Source organism: Pseudomonas sp. EA_105y_Pfl2_R69, assembly GCF_963970915.1.
Taxonomy (GTDB): domain Bacteria; phylum Pseudomonadota; class Gammaproteobacteria; order Pseudomonadales; family Pseudomonadaceae; genus Aquipseudomonas.
This window is the reverse complement of the sequence record NZ_CAXAOO010000004.1, coordinates 278,995-299,829: the sequence shown is the minus strand read 5'-3', so window position 1 is coordinate 299,829 and position 20,835 is coordinate 278,995. Positions and strand designations below refer to the sequence as shown.

The 20,835-nt window shown below is 62.3% G+C and carries 20 protein-coding genes; 16 read left to right on the top strand and 4 right to left on the bottom strand.

What is annotated here, in order from left to right:
- The first annotated feature begins 160 nt into the window (after positions 1–160).
- The 7 genes from accA to ispD all read left to right on the top strand — a co-directional run bounded on the left by accA (position 161) and on the right by ispD (position 7,617).
- Positions 161–1,111: an acetyl-CoA carboxylase carboxyl transferase subunit alpha gene (accA, locus tag AACY13_RS13510; RefSeq protein ID WP_339462094.1), complete on the top strand. Its 951-nt coding sequence runs from the start codon at positions 161–163 to the stop codon at positions 1,109–1,111.
- Positions 1,112–1,171: 60 nt separating this feature from the next.
- Positions 1,172–2,491, top strand: coding sequence for a tRNA lysidine(34) synthetase TilS (gene tilS / locus AACY13_RS13505; protein WP_339462093.1), 1,320 nt, complete (start codon positions 1,172–1,174; stop codon positions 2,489–2,491).
- Between the two features lie 164 nt (positions 2,492–2,655).
- Complete coding sequence (locus tag AACY13_RS13500) at positions 2,656–4,287, top strand: CTP synthase (protein WP_339462092.1); 1,632 nt, start codon at positions 2,656–2,658, stop codon at positions 4,285–4,287.
- Between the two features lie 4 nt (positions 4,288–4,291).
- Entirely contained in the window at positions 4,292–5,137 is an 846-nt protein-coding gene (kdsA, locus tag AACY13_RS13495; protein WP_339462091.1) for a 3-deoxy-8-phosphooctulonate synthase, read from the top strand.
- Between the two features lie 145 nt (positions 5,138–5,282).
- Positions 5,283–6,572, top strand: a complete 1,290-nt coding sequence (gene eno, locus AACY13_RS13490) for a phosphopyruvate hydratase (protein ID WP_339462090.1) — start codon at positions 5,283–5,285, stop codon at positions 6,570–6,572.
- A 65-nt stretch (positions 6,573–6,637) separates the two neighbouring features.
- On the top strand, positions 6,638–6,916 hold the full coding sequence (gene ftsB / locus AACY13_RS13485) for a cell division protein FtsB (protein ID WP_339462089.1): 279 nt from the start codon (positions 6,638–6,640) through the stop codon (positions 6,914–6,916).
- Entirely contained in the window at positions 6,913–7,617 is a 705-nt protein-coding gene (gene ispD, locus AACY13_RS13480; RefSeq protein WP_339462088.1) for a 2-C-methyl-D-erythritol 4-phosphate cytidylyltransferase, read from the top strand. Before ftsB ends, ispD begins: the two co-directional genes overlap by 4 nt.
- Positions 7,618–7,792: 175 nt before the next feature.
- Here the strand turns inward: ispD and AACY13_RS13475 are convergent, their stop codons facing one another.
- Both AACY13_RS13475 and AACY13_RS13470 read right to left on the bottom strand, forming a co-directional pair.
- Positions 7,793–8,107, bottom strand: coding sequence for an HPF/RaiA family ribosome-associated protein (locus AACY13_RS13475; RefSeq protein WP_339462087.1), 315 nt, complete (start codon positions 8,105–8,107; stop codon positions 7,793–7,795).
- 60 nt (positions 8,108–8,167) lie between these two features.
- The gene (locus AACY13_RS13470; protein WP_339462086.1) at positions 8,168–9,097 is read right to left on the bottom strand and encodes a LysR substrate-binding domain-containing protein; all 930 of its coding nucleotides are present in this window, start codon (positions 9,095–9,097) and stop codon (positions 8,168–8,170) included.
- 219 nt (positions 9,098–9,316) lie between these two features.
- On the opposite strand from AACY13_RS13470, the gene AACY13_RS13465 reads away from it, so the two are divergent.
- The 9 genes from AACY13_RS13465 (at position 9,317) to rpoS (ending at position 17,341) form a co-directional block, all read left to right on the top strand.
- On the top strand, positions 9,317–10,429 hold the full coding sequence (locus AACY13_RS13465; RefSeq protein ID WP_339462085.1) for an S-(hydroxymethyl)glutathione dehydrogenase/class III alcohol dehydrogenase: 1,113 nt from the start codon (positions 9,317–9,319) through the stop codon (positions 10,427–10,429).
- Positions 10,430–10,468: 39 nt separating this feature from the next.
- Positions 10,469–11,317, top strand: a complete 849-nt coding sequence (gene fghA / locus AACY13_RS13460) for an S-formylglutathione hydrolase (protein WP_339462084.1) — start codon at positions 10,469–10,471, stop codon at positions 11,315–11,317.
- 99 nt (positions 11,318–11,416) lie between these two features.
- Positions 11,417–11,890, top strand: coding sequence for a 2-C-methyl-D-erythritol 2,4-cyclodiphosphate synthase (ispF, locus tag AACY13_RS13455; RefSeq protein WP_339462083.1), 474 nt, complete (start codon positions 11,417–11,419; stop codon positions 11,888–11,890).
- Positions 11,887–12,945 (top strand): tRNA pseudouridine(13) synthase TruD, encoded by a 1,059-nt coding sequence (truD, locus tag AACY13_RS13450; protein WP_339462082.1) that lies wholly within the window; start codon positions 11,887–11,889, stop codon positions 12,943–12,945. The genes ispF and truD overlap by 4 nt, the downstream gene beginning before the upstream one ends.
- Positions 12,933–13,682: a 5'/3'-nucleotidase SurE gene (gene surE, locus AACY13_RS13445; protein WP_339462081.1), complete on the top strand. Its 750-nt coding sequence runs from the start codon at positions 12,933–12,935 to the stop codon at positions 13,680–13,682. Before truD ends, surE begins: the two co-directional genes overlap by 13 nt.
- A 38-nt stretch (positions 13,683–13,720) precedes the next feature.
- Positions 13,721–14,356 carry a protein-L-isoaspartate(D-aspartate) O-methyltransferase gene (locus tag AACY13_RS13440; RefSeq protein ID WP_339462349.1) on the top strand — a complete coding sequence of 212 codons (636 nt, stop codon included), beginning with the start codon at positions 13,721–13,723 and terminating at the stop codon, positions 14,354–14,356.
- Between the two features lie 23 nt (positions 14,357–14,379).
- Positions 14,380–15,318 carry a DUF368 domain-containing protein gene (locus AACY13_RS13435; protein WP_339462080.1) on the top strand — a complete coding sequence of 313 codons (939 nt, stop codon included), beginning with the start codon at positions 14,380–14,382 and terminating at the stop codon, positions 15,316–15,318.
- A 56-nt stretch (positions 15,319–15,374) separates the two neighbouring features.
- Positions 15,375–16,229: a peptidoglycan DD-metalloendopeptidase family protein gene (locus tag AACY13_RS13430; RefSeq protein ID WP_445262577.1), complete on the top strand. Its 855-nt coding sequence runs from the start codon at positions 15,375–15,377 to the stop codon at positions 16,227–16,229.
- Positions 16,230–16,330: 101 nt separating this feature from the next.
- Positions 16,331–17,341, top strand: a complete 1,011-nt coding sequence (gene rpoS, locus AACY13_RS13425) for an RNA polymerase sigma factor RpoS (RefSeq protein WP_339462079.1) — start codon at positions 16,331–16,333, stop codon at positions 17,339–17,341.
- 440 nt (positions 17,342–17,781) lie between these two features.
- Here the strand turns inward: rpoS and fdxA are convergent, their stop codons facing one another.
- A complete protein-coding gene (gene fdxA, locus AACY13_RS13420; protein WP_274086771.1) occupies positions 17,782–18,105 on the bottom strand; it encodes a ferredoxin FdxA in 324 nt (107 codons plus the stop codon).
- 138 nt (positions 18,106–18,243) lie between these two features.
- On the bottom strand, positions 18,244–20,817 hold the full coding sequence (gene mutS, locus AACY13_RS13415; RefSeq protein WP_339462078.1) for a DNA mismatch repair protein MutS: 2,574 nt from the start codon (positions 20,815–20,817) through the stop codon (positions 18,244–18,246).
- Positions 20,818–20,835 lie beyond the last annotated feature (18 nt).

The window sequence follows — 20,835 nt, the reverse complement described above, 5'->3', positions numbered from 1 at the left end:
TTGCGGGGCCCCGGCCCCGCTTGTCAGTGACGATACCGCTGAGGTGCTGCCGATTTATGTGCAGCCTGGTGTCGACCTGAATGCGCCTGCTGCTATAAGGTAGGGCGCGAAACGGATACAGCTCCCCGGCCACTTGGCCGTCGACGCAAGACGGATGACTATGAACCCGAATTTTCTCGATTTCGAACAGCCGATCGCCGACCTGCAAGCCAAGATCGAAGAGCTTCGCCTGGTCGGTAGCGACAACTCGATCAATATCAGCGACGAGATTGCGCGTCTGCAGGACAAGAGCAACTCCCTGACCGAAAGCATTTTCGGCAATCTGACCAGCTGGCAGATCGCCAAGCTGGCGCGTCATCCGCGCCGTCCCTATACCCTGGATTACCTGCAGCACATCTTCACCGAGTTCGACGAACTGCACGGCGATCGGCATTTCTCCGATGATGCGGCGATTGTCGGCGGTGTGGCACGTCTGGATGGCGAGCCGGTGATGGTGATCGGCCATCAGAAGGGCCGCGAGGTGCGCGAGAAGGTGCGCCGCAACTTCGGCATGCCACGCCCCGAGGGCTATCGCAAGGCCTGCCGCCTGATGGAAATGGCCGAACGCTTCCAGATGCCGATCCTGACCTTTATCGACACCCCCGGTGCCTATCCGGGTATCGACGCCGAAGAGCGTGGGCAGAGCGAGGCGATTGCCTGGAACCTGCGGGTGATGGCGCGGCTGAAAACCCCGATCATCGCCACCGTGATCGGCGAAGGCGGTTCCGGCGGTGCGCTGGCCATCGGCGTCTGCGATCAGCTGAACATGCTGCAGTACTCCACTTATTCGGTGATCTCGCCGGAAGGCTGTGCCTCGATCCTGTGGAAGACCGCAGACAAGGCACCCGATGCGGCCGAGGCCATGGGCATTACCGCCGAGCGCCTGAAGGGCTTGGGCATTGTCGATCAGGTGATCGACGAGCCGCTCGGTGGTGCCCACAATGACCCGGCCGCTGCCGCGGAATCGGTGCGCCAGGCGCTGCGGGCTCAGCTGGATACCCTGAAGACCTTCGACTCTACCGAGTTGCTGGCGCGTCGTTACGAGCGCCTGATGAGCTACGGGATTGCCTGATTGCCGGGCAGCTGCGCATACAACGGGCCTTCGGGCCCGTTGTTGTTTTAAGCTTGGCCGATGACTCCTTTGCATATTCGTCTGCGTGATGCCCTGCAGCCCTGGCTCGGTGCCCCGGGCTGGTGTGTTGCCCTGTCCGGCGGGCTGGATTCCACGGTGCTGCTGCATCTGCTGGCCAGCCTTGCGCAGCGCGAGGCGTTGCCGCCACTTACCGCTATTCATATCCATCACGGCCTACAGGCTGCGGCCGATGCCTGGCCGGCGCATTGCCGTGAGCTGTGCTCGGCTTTGTCCGTACCACTGCAGGTTGAGCATGTTCAGGTGGTCCTAGGGGCCAGTCTTGAGTGTGCGGCGCGCGCTGCCCGCTATGCGGCTTTTGCTGCGCGTCTGGGCCGCGATGAGGTGCTGCTGGCCGCGCAGCATCGCGACGATCAGGCGGAAACCCTGTTATTCCGTCTGCTGCGCGGTGCCGGAGTGCAGGGTTTGGCGGCCATGCCGGCGAGTCGTGCGCTGGGTGCGGGGCAGCTGGTTCGGCCGCTGTTGGACTGCTCGCGCGCTGAGCTGTTGGCCTATGCCGGCGAGCATGGGTTGGCCTGGGTGGATGACCCGTCAAATACCGATGAGCGCTTCTCGCGCAATTACCTGCGCCGTCAGGTGCTGCCTGCACTGCTCAGTCGCTGGCCGCAGGCCTCGGCGAATATGGCCCGTAGCGCCGCGCACCTGAGCGAGGCGGGGCAATTGCTCGATGAGCTGGCGCAGCAGGACGTGGCGGCCGCCGAGGTGCCGGGCGAGTTTGCCTGGCTGGGTTTGCCGAGCCTGGCGCTGCCTGCGTTGCGCGGGTTGAGTGAGCCGCGCCAGCGCAATGCCCTGCGTTACTGGCTGCGGCCGTTGACGGCGATGCCCGATAGCGAGCATTGGGCCGGTTGGCGGGCGTTGCGCGATGCGGCCGTGGATGCTGCGCCGGTCTGGCGGCTGGCGGCGGGGGAGCTGCGCCGCAGTGATGAGCGGCTGTGGTGGTTGGCCGGTGACTGGCTGCGCTCGCCGGTGCCGGTGAATGCGGTGGTGCAAGGTAATCAGCAGGTGGTCTTGCCAGGGAATGGGCAGGTGCGCATTGACGGCATGCTGCCGACGGGCAGCTGGCAGCTGGGGTATCGCCAGGGCGGCGAGCGGGTTTTCTTGCCGGGGCGCGGACATCGCGATCTCAAGCGTCTGTTCAATGAGCTGCGCGTACCAGCTTTTGTCCGTGATCGCCTGCCACTGCTGCGTTTGGATAACCAGGTGGTGGCGGTCGCCAACCTGTCGGGTGTCCAGGGCTCAGTCGACGGTAGCTGGCAATTGCATTGGCAGCCGCCGACGAGTGATCAAGGTTTGAGCTGCTAAGGCCTTTCCGGTAGACTACGCTCCCGTCTTACTAGCGCTTTTGTCGACTCCCCTGGGAATCGGCAGGGCTAGCTGATTGCGCTGTATTGCAATTGGTCGCTTCGGTATTCCTTCGCTTTCCCCGGCGGCACTGACCGCTTAAACGCAGACTTCTAGGGTTTTTCATGACGCGCTACATATTCGTCACGGGTGGTGTTGTTTCTTCATTGGGGAAAGGCATCGCCTCGGCTTCATTGGCGGCTATCCTGGAGGCGCGGGGCCTGAAGGTCACCATGCTCAAGCTGGATCCCTATATCAACGTCGATCCGGGCACCATGAGCCCGTTCCAGCACGGTGAGGTGTTCGTCACTCACGACGGTGCCGAGACTGACCTCGACCTGGGCCACTACGAGCGGTTTATCCGCACCACCATGACCCAGAACAACAACTTCACCACCGGCCGCGTCTACGAAGACGTGCTGCGCCGCGAGCGCCGTGGTGATTATCTGGGCGCGACCATTCAGGTCATTCCGCACATCACCGACGAGATCAAGCGCCGCATCATCAAGGGTGCCGGCGACGCCGACGTGGCCATGGTCGAGATCGGCGGTACGGTGGGCGATATCGAGTCGCAGCCGTTCCTCGAAGCCATCCGCCAGCTGCGGGTGGAAGTGGGTGCCAAGCGCGCCATGCTGATGCACCTGACCCTGGTGCCCTATATCGCCACCGCCGGCGAAACCAAGACCAAGCCGACCCAGCATTCGGTGAAGGAGCTGCGTTCCATCGGTCTGCAGCCGGACGTGCTGATCTGCCGTTCCGACCACCCGATCGATGTGTCGTCGCGGCGCAAGATCGCGCTGTTCACCAACGTCGAGGAGCGTGCGGTGATTTCCCTGGAAGACGTCGACACCATCTACAAGATCCCGGGTGTGCTGCATGCCCAGGGGCTGGATGATTTCGTCGTCGAGCGTTTCGGCCTGGAGTGCGGCGGTGCCGATCTGTCCGAGTGGGAGCGGGTGGTCGACGCCAAGCTGAATCCGGAGCATGAAGTCACCATCGCCATGGTCGGCAAGTACATGGAGCTGCTGGATGCCTACAAGTCGCTGATCGAAGCGATGAGCCACGCCGGCATCCAGAACCGCACCAAGGTCAATCTGCGTTATATCGACTCCGAAGACATCGAAAACAAAGGCACCGCGTTGCTTGAAGGCGTTGACGCCATTCTGGTGCCGGGCGGCTTCGGTCTGCGTGGCGTGGAAGGCAAGATCAAGACCGTGCAGTACGCCCGTGAGAACAAGATTCCCTACCTGGGTATCTGCCTCGGCATGCAGGTGGCAGTTATCGAGTTTGCCCGCAACGTGCTGGGCTGGAGCGACGCCAACTCCACCGAGTTCGATACCAGCAGCCAGCATCCTGTGGTCGGTCTGATCACCGAATGGCAGGACGCTACCGGCGTGACTGAGCAGCGTACCGACGCCTCCGATCTGGGCGGCACCATGCGCCTGGGGGCCCAGGACTGCCAGCTGCAGAGCGGTTCGCAGGTGCATCAGTGCTACGGCAAGGATGTGATTGTCGAGCGTCATCGTCATCGTTACGAAGTGAACAACAACCTGTTGCCGCAGCTGCTCGAGGCAGGCCTCAAGGTCACCGGCCGCTCCGGCGACGGCGCGCTGGTCGAAGTGGTGGAAGCACCGGATCATCCGTGGTTCGTGGCCTGCCAGTTCCACCCCGAGTTCACCTCGACACCGCGCGACGGTCACCCGTTGTTCAGCGGTTTCGTCAGCGCCGCCCTGGCGCAGCACGCGAAGAAGGCATAAGGACATGACCCAGAAGATCATCAAGGTCGGCAATATCGAGATCGCCAACGACAAGCCCTTCGTGCTGTTCGGTGGGATCAATGTAATCGAGTCCCGCGACCTGGCCATGCGTGCCTGTGAAGAATACGTGCGGGTCACCGACAAGCTCGGCATTCCCTATGTGTTCAAGGCCAGCTTCGACAAGGCCAACCGTTCCTCGGTGACCTCCTTCCGCGGCCCGGGTCTGGAAGAGGGCATGAAGGTCTTCGAAGAGATCAAGAAGACTTTCGGCGTGCCGGTGATCACCGACGTGCATGAGCCGCATCAGGCGCAGCCGGTGGCCGATGTCTGCGACATCATCCAGTTGCCGGCCTTCCTCTCGCGGCAGACCGACCTGGTGGTGGCCATGGCCAAGACCGGCGCGGTGATCAATATCAAGAAGGCCCAGTTTCTCGCACCCCAGGAGATGAAACATATCCTGGCCAAGTGTGTCGAAGCCGGCAACGATCAGCTGATCCTCTGCGAGCGTGGCAGCTCCTTTGGCTACAACAACCTGGTGGTGGACATGCTCGGCTTCGGCATCATGAAGCAGACCCACTACCCGGTGTTCTTCGACGTGACTCACGCCCTGCAGATGCCGGGCGGTCGCGCCGATTCGGCCGGTGGTCGTCGCGCCCAGGTTACCGATCTGGCCAAGGCGGGCATGAGCCAGGGCCTGGCCGGCTTGTTCCTCGAAGCCCACCCGGACCCGGACAACGCCAAGTGCGATGGCCCTTGTGCCCTGCGTCTGGACAAGCTGGAGCCGTTCCTCACTCAGCTCAAGCAGCTGGATGACCTGATCAAGAGTTTTGCGCCGATTGAGACTGCCTGAAACGGCAATTCTGCGGTAAAGTGCCTTTTGTATACAATCTGACTAAATAGTCGGTACATGTTGCGCGCCGGAGTCTCCTCCGGCGCGCAATGAGTGTGCAGCTCGGTACTACCCTTTTCGTCAATTTTTTGGAGTGCTACACGCAATGGCAAAGATCGTTGACATCAAAGGCCGTGAGGTTCTCGATTCCCGTGGTAACCCGACCGTGGAAGCCGATGTAATTCTCGACAGCGGCATCATTGGCAGCGCCTGCGCGCCGTCGGGTGCCTCCACCGGTTCGCGTGAAGCGCTGGAATTGCGTGATGGCGACAAGAGCCGTTACATGGGCAAGGGCGTGCTCAAGGCCGTGGCCAATATCAATGGTCCGATCCGCGACCTGCTGCTGGGTAAGGATGCCACCGACCAGAAAGCCCTCGACCTGGCGATGATCGCCCTCGACGGTACCGAAAACAAAGCCACCCTGGGTGCCAACGCCATCCTTGCCGTATCCCTGGCCGCGGCCAAGGCTGCCGCTCAGGCCAAGGGCGTGCCGCTGTATGCGCATATCGCCGATCTGAACGGCACTCCGGGCGTTTACTCGATGCCGGTGCCGATGATGAACATCATCAACGGCGGCGAGCACGCCGATAACAACGTCGATATCCAGGAATTCATGGTCCAGCCGGTGGGCGCGAAGACTTTCGCCGACGCACTGCGCATGGGTACCGAGATTTTCCATCACCTCAAAGCCGTGCTGAAAGCCCGTGGTCTGAGCACCTCGGTCGGTGATGAAGGTGGTTTTGCACCAAACCTGGCTTCCAACGAAGACGCTCTGGCGGCTATCGCTGAAGCTGTGGCCAACGCCGGCTACAAGCTGGGCGAGGACGTCACCCTGGCCCTGGATTGCGCCGCCAGTGAGTTCTACGAAGACGGTAAGTACGATCTGGCTGGCGAAGGCAAAGTATTCGACGCTGAAGGTTTTGCCGAGTACCTCAAGGGCCTGACTGAGCGTTTCCCGATCATCTCCATCGAAGACGGCCTGGACGAGTCCGATTGGGCGGGCTGGAAGATTCTGACCGACAAGATCGGCAACAAGGTGCAGCTGGTTGGCGACGACCTGTTTGTAACCAATACCAAAATCCTCAAGCGCGGCATCGACGAGTCGATCGGCAACTCGATCCTGATCAAGTTCAATCAGATCGGCACTTTGACCGAGACCCTGGAAGCCATCCAGATGGCCAAGGCCGCCGGTTACACCGCCGTAATCTCGCACCGCAGCGGCGAAACCGAAGACAGCACCATCGCCGATCTGGCCGTAGGTACTGCCGCCGGCCAGATCAAGACCGGTTCGCTGTGCCGTTCCGACCGCGTGTCGAAGTACAACCAGCTGCTGCGCATCGAAGAGCAGCTGGCCGGCAAGGCGGCTTATCGTGGCCGCGCCGAGTTCCGTGGTTGAGCTCAGTCGTGGTAAAAGAGGGGCGGCGCGAGTCGCCCCTTTTTCGTCCGGATGCTTTTCCTGTCATGCGTAGTCCCTATTGGTTGTTGCTTGTTCTGATTCTGCTGCTGGCTGGCCTGCAGTACCGTCTGTGGGTGGGCGATGGCAGCCTGGCCCAGGCTACCCAGTTGAAGCAGCAGATTGCCGAGCAGCGGGGCGAAAACGAGCAGCTGCAGGAGCGCAATCGTATTCTCGAAGCGGAAGTGCTGGAGCTGAAAAGCGGCATGGAAACCGTCGAGGAGCGCGCCCGCCATGAGCTGGGGATGCTCAAAGAGGGCGAAACCCTCTATCAGCTGGCCGAATGAATACCGCCGAATTACCTCCTTTCTGGGCCCTTATCCCGGCAGCCGGCGTCGGCAGTCGGATGGCGGCCGACCGGCCCAAGCAATACCTGGAAGTGGCCGGCAAGACCATTATTGAACACAGCCTGGCGTGCTTTCTCGACCATCCGCAGTTGCTCGGGGTGGTGGTCAGCCTGGCGCTCGACGATCCCTACTGGCCGCATCTGGCCTGCGCCGCTGAACCACGCCTGCAACGCGCCGAAGGTGGCCGTGAGCGCGCCGACTCGGTGCTTAACGGCCTGCTGCGGCTGAGCGAGCTGGGCGCGCGGGACGACGACTGGGTACTGGTGCACGATGCCGCGCGGCCCAATCTGGCTCGTTCGGACCTGGACCTGCTGCTCGCGGAGCTGGCCGGTGATGCGGTGGGCGGTCTGCTCGCGGTGCCGGCGCGCGACACCCTCAAGCGTGCGGGGCCGGATGGACGGGTGCGGGAAACCGTCGACCGGGTGACGATCTGGCAGGCTTATACGCCGCAGATGTTTCGCCTGGGCGAATTGCAGCGGGCCCTGGCGGATGCCTTGCTGGCGGGCGTGGCGATTACCGATGAGGCCTCGGCCATGGAGTGGGCGGGGCATGCGCCGCGCCTGATCGAGGGGCGGGGGGACAACCTCAAGGTGACGCGCCCCGAAGACCTGCTAGGCTTGCGTCGCTTGTGGCGCGTCTAGCAGGCCGTTGAAACACTACCTACGTTGGCAATACTGCGTTAAAAACGGCCTCGGAATGCTCATTTACAACCAGTAAACTCCGCTTCCTCGGCCGTTTTTGCCTTGTCTTGCCTGCCTCGCCTACATTTTCAACGGCCTGCAAGCCGCCCACGGCGAGCGGCTAAACCTCTAATTGTCAGTGGGTTCTGGTCTTGCTGATGTCGCGTTCCAGTACCGTGCTGAGTTTGTGGATGGCACCCTCGATGGCCTTCTCCAGGTGGTCGGCGTTGTGCGAAACCGAAATCGGATCGCGGCCTTTCTGCCGGGCTTCGATCAGGCAGCGTTTGTCCAGTGTGCCGCCCTTGTGGGCGTTCTCATCGCTCAGGTGAACCTCCACGCGGGTCAGGTGTTCCTCGAAGCGCTTGATCCTGTCCTCCACGCGCTTGCCGATGGTGGTCATAAAGTCGAGTGAGGCTTCGATATGGTTGTCGCTGTTGACCAGTACTTGCATGACGTTTCCCCTTGTGCGGACGGCGAATGAGAAGGGTGAGCTCCCAGTCCTGGGACGTGTTCAGGCTGACGATGTTCCTCGCGTGGCTGTGACATTCTGTTGCTGGCAGTACTCGTTGCGTTGCGCCAGGCCCTGTTTGAGGTAATCGACCAGTTGCCGCACCTTGGGCGACAGGTGGCGTTGTTGCGGGTACAGCGCCCACACCGCGGTATCGGGTGGTTGCTGATTGTCCAGCAGGGACACCAGGGCACCGCTGCGCAAGTGCTCCAGCACATAGTAGTCCGGTAACTGACACAACCCAAGGCCGCGCAGGGCGGCGTCCAGCACCGCCTGGCCACTGTTGCAGCGCCAGTTGCCCTGTACCCGCTGGCTCGACTCCTGGCCGTTGATCTGAAAGCTCCAGACCTCCGTGCTGCCGACCAGGCAGTTGTGCCGGCCCAGTTCCGACAGCGAATGCGGGCGGCCGTAGCGCTGCAGGTAGGCGGGGGCCGCGCACAGGTACATCTGTCGCGGTGCCAGACGGGTGGCCACCAGGCGCGAGTCCTGCAGGCGGCCCAGGCGAATGGCCAGGTCGAGCCCTTCGTGCAGCATATCGAGGGTGCGGTTGCTCAACTCGATATCCACCCGCAACTGCGGGTGCCGGGTCATGAATTCGGTCACCAGGGGCACGATAAAGCGTTCGCCATAGGCCACGGCGCAGGTCATGCGCAGCAAGCCCTTGGGCTCGCTGCTCAGGTCGCCGACCGCACGCAGCGCTTCCTCGCGGGCATCCTGCAGGCGCTGGCAATGTTGCAGAAAGGTCTGCCCTGCCTCGGTCAGCACCACCCGCCGGGTGCTGCGGTAGAACAGGCGGGTCTGCAGGCGTTCCTCCAGGCGGGCGATCTGCCGGCTGACGTGGGAGGACGACAGACCCAGGCGCTCGGCCGCGGCGCTGAACTGGCCGCACTCGGCCACGGCAACGAATTCATCCAGGCCTTCCCAGCGATTCATCGTTCTGTTCCTTAGTCAGGGGCCAGTTTGCGACCCACATGGATGTGGGAAGTGCAGCAAGCCATAGGGAATGGCTGCTGCCTGGCGATCGAGGGATTCTAAATCAGTCGGCGATTGATTATCCCTGTGTAGCAATAATGTTTTGCCTTTTGCTTGATTATCTATCGCTAGGCACTGATCTACACTCTGCGCCACCGTTGAATCCGCTGGAGAGCGATCATGATCAAGTCCCGTGCTGCCGTAGCCTTTGCACCCAATCAACCGCTGCAGATCGTCGAGGTGGATGTCGCGCCGCCCAAGGCCGGCGAAGTGCTGGTGCGCATAGTCGCCACCGGCGTGTGCCACACGGATGCCTACACCCTCTCCGGCGAGGACAGCGAAGGCGTGTTCCCCTGCATTCTCGGCCACGAAGGCGGCGGCATAGTCGAAGCCATCGGCGAGGGCGTGACCTCCCTGGCTGTCGGCGACCATGTGATCCCGCTGTATACCGCCGAATGCGGCGAGTGCAAATTCTGCAAATCCAACAAGACCAATCTGTGCAGCTCGGTGCGCGCCACCCAGGGCAAGGGCCTGATGCCGGACGGCACCACGCGCTTCAGCTACCAAGGTGAGCCGATCTACCACTATATGGGCTGCTCGACCTTCTCCGAATACACCGTGCTGCCGGAAGTCTCCCTGGCCAAGATCCCTAAGGAAGCGCCGCTGGAAAAGGTCTGCCTGCTCGGCTGCGGCGTGACCACCGGTATCGGTGCCGTACTCAACACCGCCAAGGTGGAAGAGGGTGCCAGCGTGGCCATCTTCGGTCTGGGCGGCATCGGGCTGGCGGCGATCATCGGCGCGAAGATGGCCAAGGCCGGGCGCATCATCGCAGTCGATATCAACCCGTCCAAGTTCGATATCGCCCGCGAGCTGGGGGCCACCGACTTTATCAATCCCAAGGAGTTCGCCAAGCCGATCCAGGAGGTCATAGTCGAGATGACCGATGGCGGCGTGGATTACAGCTTCGAGTGCGTCGGCAATGTGCAGCTGATGCGCGCGGCGCTGGAGTGCTGCCACAAGGGTTGGGGCGAGTCGACCATCATCGGCGTGGCCGGTGCCGGCCAGGAAATCAGCACCCGGCCGTTCCAGCTGGTCACCGGGCGGGTCTGGCGCGGCAGCGCCTTCGGCGGCGTCAAGGGCCGCACCGAGCTGCCAAGCTATGTGGCGAAGGCGCAGACGGGCGAAATCCCCTTGGACACCTTTATCACCCACAACATGCCACTGGACGACATCAACCAGGCGTTCGAGCTGATGCATGAAGGCAAGAGCATCCGTACCGTCATCCACTTCTGATTACGCTGGGCGGCTGCATGGCCGCCCAATGGAGGCCTCATGACCTTGGAAAATATTTCCTGCCAGAAGAGTGCCGGCGGATGGCACAAACGCTACCGTCATCGTTCGGCGGTGCTGGGCTGCGATATGGTGTTTGCCGTGTACCTGCCGCCGCAGGCTGAGCAGGGTGCGAAACTGCCAGTGCTGTACTGGCTGAGCGGCCTGACCTGCACCGACGAGAACTTTATGCAGAAGGCCGGCGCGCACAAGCTGGCCGCCGAGCTGGGGCTGATCATCGTCGCGCCGGACACCAGCCCGCGCGGCGCGGATGTGCCGGATGACCCGGAGCAGGCCTGGGATTTCGGGCTGGGGGCCGGCTTTTACCTCAATGCCACCCAGCAGCCCTGGGCGCGCAACTACCGCATGTACGACTATGTGGTTGAGGAGCTGCCGGCGCTGATCGAGGCGAATTTCCCGGTCTCCGCCAAGCGCGGCATCAGCGGTCACTCCATGGGCGGCCATGGTGCGCTGGTCTGCGCCCTGCGCAACCCGGGGCGCTATCAGTCGCTGTCGGCCTTCGCGCCGATCGGCAACCCGATGAATTGCCCCTGGGGCGAGAAGGCCTTTTCCCGCTACCTGGGCGAGGAGCGTTCGCGCTGGCGCGAGTGGGATGCCTGCGCCTTGCTGGCGGAGGCGACGGAGAAGTTGCCGATCCTGGTCGACCAGGGCGATCGCGACGACTTTCTCGAGACTCAGCTCAAACCCGAGGCGCTGAAGAGCGCCGCCCAGGCGGCGGGGCATCCGCTGACCCTGCGCCTGCAGCCGGGCTACGATCATAGCTACTACTTTATCGCCAGCTTTATCGATGACCACCTGCGTCATCATGCGGCGGCATTGCACCAGGCGTAGCCCGGATGAAATCCGGGAAATTCGTCTCCCGGATTTCATCCGGGCAGCCGGCCAAAACGGTTAGAATCACGCCCTGACTTTTTCAGGGCGTTGTTCTTTATGCGTATTGGCCACGGCTACGACGTGCACCGTTTCGGCGAGGGCGAGTTCATCACCCTCGGCGGCGTGCGGATTCCCCATCGCTTCGGCTTGATCGCCCATTCCGACGGCGACGTGCTGCTGCACGCACTCGCCGACGCCTTGCTCGGCGCGGCGGCCCTGGGCGATATCGGCAAACATTTCCCCGATACCGACCCGACCTTCAAGGGCGCGGACAGCCGCGTGCTGCTGCGCCATGTGCTGGGGTTGCTGCAGGCCAAGGGCTGGCGGGTGGGTAATGTCGACGCCAGCATAGTCGCCCAGGCCCCGAAGATGGCCGCGCATATCGACAGCATGCGCGCGCTGATTGCCGAAGACCTGCAGGTGAGCCTGGATCAGGTCAACGTCAAGGCCACCACCACCGAGAAACTCGGCTTTACCGGCCGCGAAGAAGGCATCGCGGTGCATGCCGTGGCACTGCTGGTGGCGCAATGAACGAGCTTGAGCTGTTAGGCCCGCGTGCCCATGGCACGCCCTGTGGCACTGCGCTGCTCAAGGCCGTGGCGGAAGATTTCCAGGTCGACGAAGTGCTGGATATTCCCCTTGCTGGTGAGGGCGAGCACCTCTGGTTATGGGTGGAAAAGCGCGAGCTGAACACCGAAGAGGCCGCCAAGCGCATCGCCCGCGCCGCCGGCGTGCCGCTGCGGATGATCAGCTATGCCGGGCTCAAGGATCGCCAGGCGCTGACCCGGCAGTGGTTCAGCCTGCACCTGCCGGGCAAGGCCGATCCCGACCTGAGCGCCGCGGAAGATGCCAGCCTGCGTATCCTCAAGCAGCTGCGCCATAGCCGTAAGTTGCAGCGCGGTGCCCATGCGGCCAACGGTTTTACCCTGCGCCTGACTCAGCTGATGGCGGATCGCGAGGCGCTGGATCAGCGCCTGACGCAGATCGCCGCCCAGGGCATCCCCAACTATTACGGCTTGCAGCGCTTCGGTCATGAGGGCGGCAATGTTGCCCATGCCCGGCATTTCGCCGCGAACAAGAGCCTGCCGGACAAGCGCAATGTGCGTTCGCGGGTGCTTTCGGCAGCGCGCAGTTACCTGTTCAACCAGGTGCTGGCCGCGCGGGTAGCAGCTGGCAACTGGAATCAGGCGCTGCCGGGCGACCTGCTGGCCTTTACCGACAGCCGCAGCTTTTTCCCCGCCGGCGAGGCCGAATGCAGCGATCCGCGCCTGGCGATTCTCGACCTGCATCCCACCGGACCGCTGTGGGGGGCGGGGGTGTCCACGGCCGCCGGGGTGGCCCAAGGTCTTGAGCAACAGGTCACCGAGGCTGAGCATGCCTTGGTCGACTGGTTGGCAGATGCGGGCATGACGCACGAACGGCGCATCCTGCGCCTCCCCATTGGCGGCCTGTCGTGGCATTATCCCGAGCCTGACATTCTGCAACTGGAATTCGTCCTGCCGGCTGGATGCTTCGCCACCGTATTGGTGCGTGAGCTCGTCGATCTGTTGCCGGCAGGGCAGACGGACAACCCATGCGTATTCTGATTTCTAATGATGACGGCGTGGCCGCCCCCGGCCTTGCTGCACTCTATGCTGCGCTCGCCGACTATGCCGAGTGTGCGGTGATTGCCCCGGACCAGGACAAGAGCGGTGCCAGCAGTTCGCTGACTCTCGATCGTCCGCTGCACCCCTGCACCTTGCCCAATGGTTTTATCAGCCTCAACGGCACGCCCACCGATTGCGTGCACCTGGGCCTGAACGGATTGCTGCCCGAGGTGGCCGATCTGGTGGTGGCGGGTATCAATCTGGGGGCCAATCTGGGCGATGACGTGCTCTATTCCGGCACCGTGGCCGCGGCCCTGGAGGGACGTTTCCTGACGCGTCCGGCCTTTGCCTTCTCGCTGTTGTCGCGCCAGCCGGACAACTTGCCCACTGCCGCCTATTTCGCCCGCAAGCTGGTCGAGGCCCACGAGCAGCTCGACCTGCCGCCGCGCACCGTGCTCAACGTCAATATCCCCAACCTGCCGCTGGAGCATATCCGTGGTATCCAGCTGACCCGCCTGGGCCATCGCGCCCGCGCGGCCGCGCCGGTCAAGGTGGTCAACCCACGGGGCAAGGAAGGTTACTGGATCTCGGTGGCCGGGGATGCCGAAGACGGCGGCCCGGGCACGGACTTCCATGCGGTGATGCAGGGCTATGTGTCGGTCACGCCCCTGCAGCTCGATCGCACTTTTCAGGATGGCCTCAACAGCCTGCAACCTTGGCTGGAGGGTCTACTGTGATCAGACGTGAGCAGGACGATTTGCACCGTGGTATCGGCATGACTTCGCAGCGCACCCGCGAGCGTTTGATCCAGCGCCTGTACGAAGAGGGCCTGTCCAACGCCCATGTGCTGGAAGCCATTCGCCGCACGCCGCGCCACTTGTTTGTCGATGAGGCCCTGGCCCATCGCGCCTATGAAGACACCGCGCTGCCGATTGGCAACAACCAGACCATCTCGCAGCCTTATATCGTTGCGCGCATGAGCGAGTTGCTGCTGGCGGCAGGGCCACTGGACAAGGTGCTGGAGATTGGCACCGGCTCGGGTTACCAGACCGCGATTCTGGCCCAGTTGGTCGAGCGGGTATTCAGTGTCGAGCGTATTCAGGGCCTGCAGGACAAAGCCAAGGAACGACTGGCGCAGTTGAACTTGCGCAATGTGGTGTTTCGCTGGGGCGATGGCTGGGAGGGTTGGAATGCCCTGGGCCCGTACAACGGGATTATCGTCACGGCGGCGGCGGCCAATGTGCCCCAGGCCCTGCTGGATCAGCTGGCTCCGGGCGGACGTCTGGTGATTCCGGTGGGGGCGGGCGATGTGCAGGAGCTGTTGCTGATCGTGCGTGAAGAGCAGGGCTTCTCGCGTCATGTACTGGATGCGGTGCGTTTTGTGCCCTTGCTCAACGGGCCCCTGGCCTGATTCGATTGTTTACGGATGAACCCATGAAGAAGTATTTCCTGCTCTACGCCAAAGGCATCGCCATGGGCGCGGCCGATGTGGTGCCCGGCGTATCCGGCGGCACCGTCGCCTTTATTACCGGTATCTATGATGAACTGCTGCGTTCCATCGCCAGCATCCCGGTCGCCGCCATGCTGCTGCTGCGTGGGCGTATTGCCGACGCCTGGCGGGCGGCCAATGCCACCTTTTTGCTGGTATTACTGCTGGGCATCATGACCAGCGTGCTGAGCCTGGCGCGGCTGATCACCTACTTGCTGGCCGAACATCCCATACCGGTGTGGTCGTTCTTCTTCGGTCTGATTCTGGTGTCTGCGCACCTGGTGGCGCGGGAGATCCAGCGCTGGAACTGGAGCCGGGCACTGAGCTTCGCCCTCGGTGGTGGCTTTGCCTACTGGATTACCGTGGCCTCGCCGGTACAGCTGGGCAGCGATCCGTTCAGCCTGTTTATCGCCGGGGCCATCGCCATCTGCGCGATGATCCTGCCGGGGATATCCGGTAGCTTTATTCTGGTGCTGCTGGGCCTCTACTCGGTGGTGCTGGGGGCGGTGAAGGGCTTAGATCTGACCCTGCTGGCGGTGTTCGCCGCTGGTTGCCTGGTCGGCCTGGTCAGCTTCGCCAACCTGCTGCGCTGGTTGCTGGTGCGCTGGCGCGACCTGAGTCTAGCCTTTCTCACCGGCCTGATGCTCGGCTCGTTGAACAAGATCTGGCCCTGGAAGGAAACCCTGACCTGGCGTACCGACCGGCATGGCGAGCAGCTGCCGTTGCTGCAGAGCAATCTGTTGCCGGAGCGCTTTGCCGAGATCAGCGGCCAGGACCCGCAGCTGCTGCTGGCCATTCTGCTGGCCGTTGGCGGCGTATTCTTGGTACTGGGTCTGGAATGGGTGGCTGGACGTGATCAGCAAAGCAGTGGTTGCGGCAAATAATTGCGGCACAATACGCGCCAGTCACAAGACGCCAGTAGCCGATAAGGGAGAAGCGGGTGAGTTTCACAGCCATTCAGTTGCGGATTAGCTACAGCAGCACCCGGTACCTGCTGGCTGGTCTGGTATTTGGCGCGTTGCTCAGCGCCTGCGCCAGCCCGCCCCCGGGTGGGGTGCAGGTGGTCGATCGGAACAACCGCGCCGTCGCACAGCGCCAGCCCGTGACCCAGGGGCAGTATCGGGTGCAGCGCGGCGATACCCTGTACTCCATCGCCTTTCGTTTCGGTTGGGACTGGAAAGCCCTGGCCGCCCGCAATGGTATTGTCGCGCCTTACCTGATTCGGGTCGGGCAAGTGATTCGTTTCGATGGTCAACCGGCCCGCCGTGCGCCGGTGGTTGCCGCCGCACCGGTTGCGACTCCGGTGCCGGTGCGCCCGCCAATTATCTCTACCCAGACCGCGCCAGCGCGTGCGCCGGCCACGGTCCAGAAGCCGGCCAAGGTCGTGCAGGCGACCACGCCGATACAGCCGGTACAGCGCTCCGCAGGCGGCTGGGCCTGGCCGACGAGCGGTGCGGTTATCGGGCGTTTTTCCTCAAACGGTAGTTTGAATAAAGGAATTGATATCGCCGGAGAATTGGGCCAGCCTGTTTTTGCTGCGTCTGATGGTTCAGTGGTCTACGCCGGGAGTGGTTTACGGGGCTACGGCGAGTTAGTGATCATCAAGCATAGCGATACCTACGTGAGCGCCTACGGACACAACCGCAGGCTGTTGGTGCAGGAGGGGCAAAAGGTCAAGGCCGGGCAGACAATTGCCGAGATGGGTTCCACAGGAACCGACCGGGTGAAGCTTCATTTCGAGATTCGCCGTCAGGGTAAGCCTGTAGATCCATTGCAATACCTGCCACGTCGTTGATCTTCGCCAGCCTGTCCATCGCGTGGGAGGGACAGGCTCGGGTGCGGCCAGGGATCCGGTAGCGTCGAGCTTGCTGTCGAACTCAGCAAGGGATAACAAAAATGGCTCTCACTAAAAAAGAAGCGCCGGAGTTTGACGTCGATGATGAAGTGCTCCTGATGGAGCCTGCTATTGTCCTTGACGATGATTCTAATGATGAGGCGCAAGCGCCACTTGCTCGCGGCAAAGCGAAAGCATCCACGGCCAGCAGCAAGCAACATAAGTACATCGATTACACCCGGGCGCTAGACGCCACTCAGCTGTACCTCAACGAAATCGGTTTTTCCCCCCTGCTGACTCCTGAAGAGGAAGTGTTCTTCGCGCGCCTGGCGCAGAAGGGCGACCCGGCTGGGCGCAAACGCATGATCGAAAGCAACCTGCGTCTGGTGGTTAAAATTGCCCGGCGCTATGTCAATCGCGGCCTGTCCCTGCTGGACCTGATCGAAGAGGGCAACCTCGGGCTGATTCGGGCGGTGGAAAAGTTTGATCCCGAGCGCGGTTTCCGTTTCTCCACCTATGCCACCTGGTGGATCCGTCAGACCATTGAGCGGGCGATCATGAATCAGACCCGCACCATCCGTTTGCCCATTCATGTGGTCAAGGAACTTAACGTCTACCTGCGTGCCGCGCGCGAGCTGACCCAGAAGCTCGACCATGAGCCGTCGGCAGAAGAAATCGCCAACCTGCTGGAAAAACCCGTGGGTGAGGTCAAGCGCATGCTCGGCCTGAATGAGCGGGTGTCTTCGGTGGATGTGTCCCTGGGCCAGGACTCGGACAAGACCCTGCTCGATACCCTGACCGATGACCGTCCGACCGATCCCTGCGAGTTGCTGCAGGATGATGACCTGTCGCAAAGCATCGACCAGTGGCTGTCCGAACTGACCGACAAGCAGCGGGAAGTGGTGATCCGTCGCTTTGGTCTGCGCGGTCACGAAAGTTGCACCCTGGAAGAGGTCGGCCAGGAAATTGGCCTGACCCGCGAGCGGGTGCGGCAGATCCAGGTCGAAGCGCTCAAGCGTCTGCGCGAAATTCTGGAAAAGAATGGCTTGTCGAGTGACTCGCTGTTCCAGTAAAGGTTGGACCCAACACCGAACCCGGCCTAGGCCGGGTTTTTTATGCGCGCTTATGTAAGTCATTGCTTACACGGGGTGTAAGCCATTGGTGGAAGGATGGGCCAGATAAAGGCTTTCTGTGCTGTTATCTATATGTAAGATATTGATTTATATGTATTTAATTTTAACGTCTACCTGGTCTGCTGTGTCCGTCTGACGTTTCCCCTGGCTTGTGATGACGGCGGAAGCGGCTAGTATTGCAACTGTGCTTAGGGACAAGCACAGGCTGTCAGGACGATGGTCAGGAACCTCGCAAGATGCGATTCATCAGGATGATGAGTTGGGAAATAGATGGAATAGGGACAAAAGAGTGGGCGGCGCGAGCCGCCCCTTTTTTTGTCTGCAGAAAAGTAAAAACCCGCACAAGGCGGGTTTTTTAGTCTGTGTCAGGCAGACGAGTACTAGCGCTCCAGATATTGCAGCTTGTCCTTCACGCCATCCCACTCTTCGGCGTCGGGCAGGGACTCTTTCTTCTCGGTGATATTCGGCCAGATTTCCGCCAGGTCGGCATTGAGCTCGATATATTCCTGTTGATCTTCCGGCACTTCGTCTTCGGAGAAGATGGCCTGTGCCGGGCACTCGGGCTCGCAGAGTGCGCAGTCGATGCACTCGTCCGGGTGGATCACCAGGAAGTTCGGGCCTTCGTAGAAGCAGTCCACCGGGCAGACTTCCACGCAGTCGGTGTATTTGCATTTCACGCAGTTGTCGGTAACAACGAAGGTCATTTCTGATTCTCTCCTCGGGCGCCAGCCTGCACCGTTCTATGCGGGCTTTAGCAGGCTGGGGTTAGTGGCCACGGCTCAGGCTTTAAGTCGGGCAATGGTAAAAATGCGCGCGATTCTAACAGTTCGCGCGGGTAAGCGTTAGAAGCGTGTCTTCCATGTATATAACAGTTCCAGCGCTTTGCGCGGAGTCAGATCATCCGGGTTGATCTTGCGTAATTCCTCCTGCAGGGGGTGTGGCAGGCTGGCGAACATATCGCTTTGCATCGGTGCGGCCGTCTGGCCGGGCTGCGTCGGCGGTAGTTCGTGGGGCAGGCTGGTGGTTTCCAGGCGCGCCAGGTGCTCACGGGCACGCAGAATCACCTCATTCGGCACGCCCGCCAGTTGTGCCACGGCCAGGCCATAGCTCTGGCTGGCGGGGCCAGGCAGCACGTGGTGGAGGAACACGATGCGTTCATTGTGCTCGGTGGCGTTGAGGTGCACGTTGGCCACCAGCGGCTGGCTTTCCGGCAGCACGGTCAATTCAAAGTAGTGAGTGGCGAACAGGCTGTAGGCGCGCAGCTTGGCTAGCTGTTCGGCGGCGGCCCAGGCCAGCGACAGGCCGTCGAAGGTGCTGGTGCCGCGGCCGACTTCGTCCATCAGCACCAGGCTGCGTTCTGTGGCGTTGTGCAGGATATTGGCGGTTTCGCTCATTTCCACCATAAAGGTCGAGCGGCCACCGGCCAGGTCGTCGCTCGAGCCGATACGGGTAAAGATGCGGTCGACCAGGGACAGCTCGCAGCTTTTCGCCGGTACGAAACTGCCGATATGGGCCAGCAGCACGATCAAGGCGGTCTGGCGCATATAGGTGGATTTACCGCCCATGTTCGGCCCGGTGATGATCAGCATGCGGGTGTCATCGTCCAGGCTCAGGTCATTGGCCACAAACGGCGTGGTCAGCACCTGCTCGACCACCGGGTGACGGCCCTGGTCGATGCGCATGCAGGGCTCGTCGACAAAGCACGGGCGATTGAGGTCCAGATTCAGCGCACGCTCAGCCAGGTTGCTCAGCACGTCCAGTTCGGCCAGGGCCGAGGCGCTGTCCTGCAATGGCCCCAGATGACTGATCAGACGCTCCAGCAGCTCGTCATAGAGCATCTTCTCCCGGGCCAGGGCGCGGCTCTTGGCCGACAGCGCCTTGTCTTCGAATTCCTTGAGCTCTGGCGTGATAAAGCGTTCCGCGCCTTTCAGGGTCTGTCGGCGGATATAGTCGGCCGGAGCCGACTCGGCCTGCTTGCTCGGCAGCTCGATAAAGTAGCCGTGCACACGGTTGTAGCCGACCTTGAGGTTGGCCAGGCCGGTACGGGCCTTCTCGCGGGTTTCCAGGTCCATCAGGTACTGGCCGGCGTTCTCGCTGAGCGATTGCAGCTCATCCAGCTCGGCGTCGTAGCCGGTCTTGAGCACGCCGCCATCGCGGATCACCGCCGGCGGGTTATCGATAATGGCGCGGGCCAGCAGGTCGGCCAGTTCCGGGTAAGTACTGACGATGCCCGCCAGGTCGGCCAGGTGCGGCGCTTCCAGATTGGCCATGGCCATCTGCAGCGTGGGCAAGGCGGCCAGGGCGTCGCGCAGGCGTGCCAGATCCCGCGGCCGTGCATTGCGCAGACCGATCCGCGCGAGGATACGCTCCAGGTCGCCGATTTCCTTGAGCTGCGGCTGCAGGGTTTCGAAGCGGTAGCGCTCCAGCAGGCAGGCAATCGACTCCTGGCGTGCTTCCAGAATGGTCCGGTCACGCAGCGGCCGATTCAGCCAGCGGCTGAGCAGACGGCTGCCCATCGCGGTCTGGCAACGGTCGACCACCGATTGCAGGGTGTTGTCGCGACCGCCGGCCAGGTTGATATCCAGCTCCAGATTGCGTCGGCTGGCCCCGTCGAGGATCACCGTATCGTCCAGGCGCTCGTGGCGCAGGCTGCGCAGATGCGGCAGGGCGGTGCGCTGGGTTTCCTTGGCATAAGCCAGCAGGCAGCCGGCCGCGCCGATGGCCAGGCTCAGGTTCTCGCAGCCGAAGCCCTTGAGATCCTGAGTGCCGAATTGCTGGCACAGGCTCTTGTGCGCCGTATCGCGTTCGAAGTCCCAGGGCGCACGACGGCGTGCACCGCGGCGCTTCTCGGCGGGCAGGTCCTGCGGCCAGTCATCGGGAATCAGCAGTTCAACCGGATTGAGGCGTTCCAGCTCGGCCAGCAGATTCTCCCAGCCGTTGATTTCCAGCACGCTGAAGCGGCCGCTGGTGATATCCAGCACGGCCAGGCCGAACAAACGTTCGTCGCCGAGTACCGCCGCCAGCAGGTTGTCGCGGCGTTCGTCGAGCAGGGCTTCGTCGCTGACGGTGCCGGGGGTGATGATGCGCACCACCTGGCGTTCTACCGGGCCTTTGCTGGTGGCCGGATCGCCGATCTGCTCGCAGATCACCACCGACTCGCCGAGCTTGACCAGTTTGGCCAGGTAGCCCTCCAGCGAGTGGTAGGGAATCCCGCACATGGGAATCGCCTGGCCGGCCGACTGGCCGCGGGCCGTCAGGGTGATATCCAGCAGCTTGGCGGCCTTTTTCGCGTCCTCGTAGAAGATCTCGTAGAAGTCGCCCATGCGGTAGAACATCAGCTGATCCGGGTGCTGATTCTTCAGCCTCCAATATTGCTGCATCATGGGCGTGTGAGAACTGAGGTCGCTTTGGCTCATCGTTTTAACTGTCCGGCT

Excerpts from the sequence above, each read along its gene's own strand:
- accA (WP_339462094.1), top strand. The coding sequence starts at position 161 with ATGAACCCGAATTTTCTCGATTTCGAACAGCCGATCGCCGACCTGCAA.
- tilS (WP_339462093.1), top strand. The coding sequence starts at position 1,172 with ATGACTCCTTTGCATATTCGTCTGCGTGATGCCCTGCAGCCCTGGCTC.
- AACY13_RS13500 (WP_339462092.1), top strand. The coding sequence starts at position 2,656 with ATGACGCGCTACATATTCGTCACGGGTGGTGTTGTTTCTTCATTGGGG.
- kdsA (WP_339462091.1), top strand. The coding sequence starts at position 4,292 with ATGACCCAGAAGATCATCAAGGTCGGCAATATCGAGATCGCCAACGAC.
- eno (WP_339462090.1), top strand. The coding sequence starts at position 5,283 with ATGGCAAAGATCGTTGACATCAAAGGCCGTGAGGTTCTCGATTCCCGT.
- ftsB (WP_339462089.1), top strand. The coding sequence starts at position 6,638 with ATGCGTAGTCCCTATTGGTTGTTGCTTGTTCTGATTCTGCTGCTGGCT.
- ispD (WP_339462088.1), top strand. The coding sequence starts at position 6,913 with ATGAATACCGCCGAATTACCTCCTTTCTGGGCCCTTATCCCGGCAGCC.
- AACY13_RS13475 (WP_339462087.1), bottom strand. The coding sequence starts at position 8,107 with ATGCAAGTACTGGTCAACAGCGACAACCATATCGAAGCCTCACTCGAC.
- AACY13_RS13470 (WP_339462086.1), bottom strand. The coding sequence starts at position 9,097 with ATGAATCGCTGGGAAGGCCTGGATGAATTCGTTGCCGTGGCCGAGTGC.
- AACY13_RS13465 (WP_339462085.1), top strand. The coding sequence starts at position 9,317 with ATGATCAAGTCCCGTGCTGCCGTAGCCTTTGCACCCAATCAACCGCTG.
- fghA (WP_339462084.1), top strand. The coding sequence starts at position 10,469 with ATGACCTTGGAAAATATTTCCTGCCAGAAGAGTGCCGGCGGATGGCAC.
- ispF (WP_339462083.1), top strand. The coding sequence starts at position 11,417 with ATGCGTATTGGCCACGGCTACGACGTGCACCGTTTCGGCGAGGGCGAG.
- truD (WP_339462082.1), top strand. The coding sequence starts at position 11,887 with ATGAACGAGCTTGAGCTGTTAGGCCCGCGTGCCCATGGCACGCCCTGT.
- surE (WP_339462081.1), top strand. The coding sequence starts at position 12,933 with ATGCGTATTCTGATTTCTAATGATGACGGCGTGGCCGCCCCCGGCCTT.
- AACY13_RS13440 (WP_339462349.1), top strand. The coding sequence starts at position 13,721 with ATGACTTCGCAGCGCACCCGCGAGCGTTTGATCCAGCGCCTGTACGAA.
- AACY13_RS13435 (WP_339462080.1), top strand. The coding sequence starts at position 14,380 with ATGAAGAAGTATTTCCTGCTCTACGCCAAAGGCATCGCCATGGGCGCG.
- rpoS (WP_339462079.1), top strand. The coding sequence starts at position 16,331 with ATGGCTCTCACTAAAAAAGAAGCGCCGGAGTTTGACGTCGATGATGAA.
- fdxA (WP_274086771.1), bottom strand. The coding sequence starts at position 18,105 with ATGACCTTCGTTGTTACCGACAACTGCGTGAAATGCAAATACACCGAC.
- mutS (WP_339462078.1), bottom strand. The coding sequence starts at position 20,817 with ATGAGCCAAAGCGACCTCAGTTCTCACACGCCCATGATGCAGCAATAT.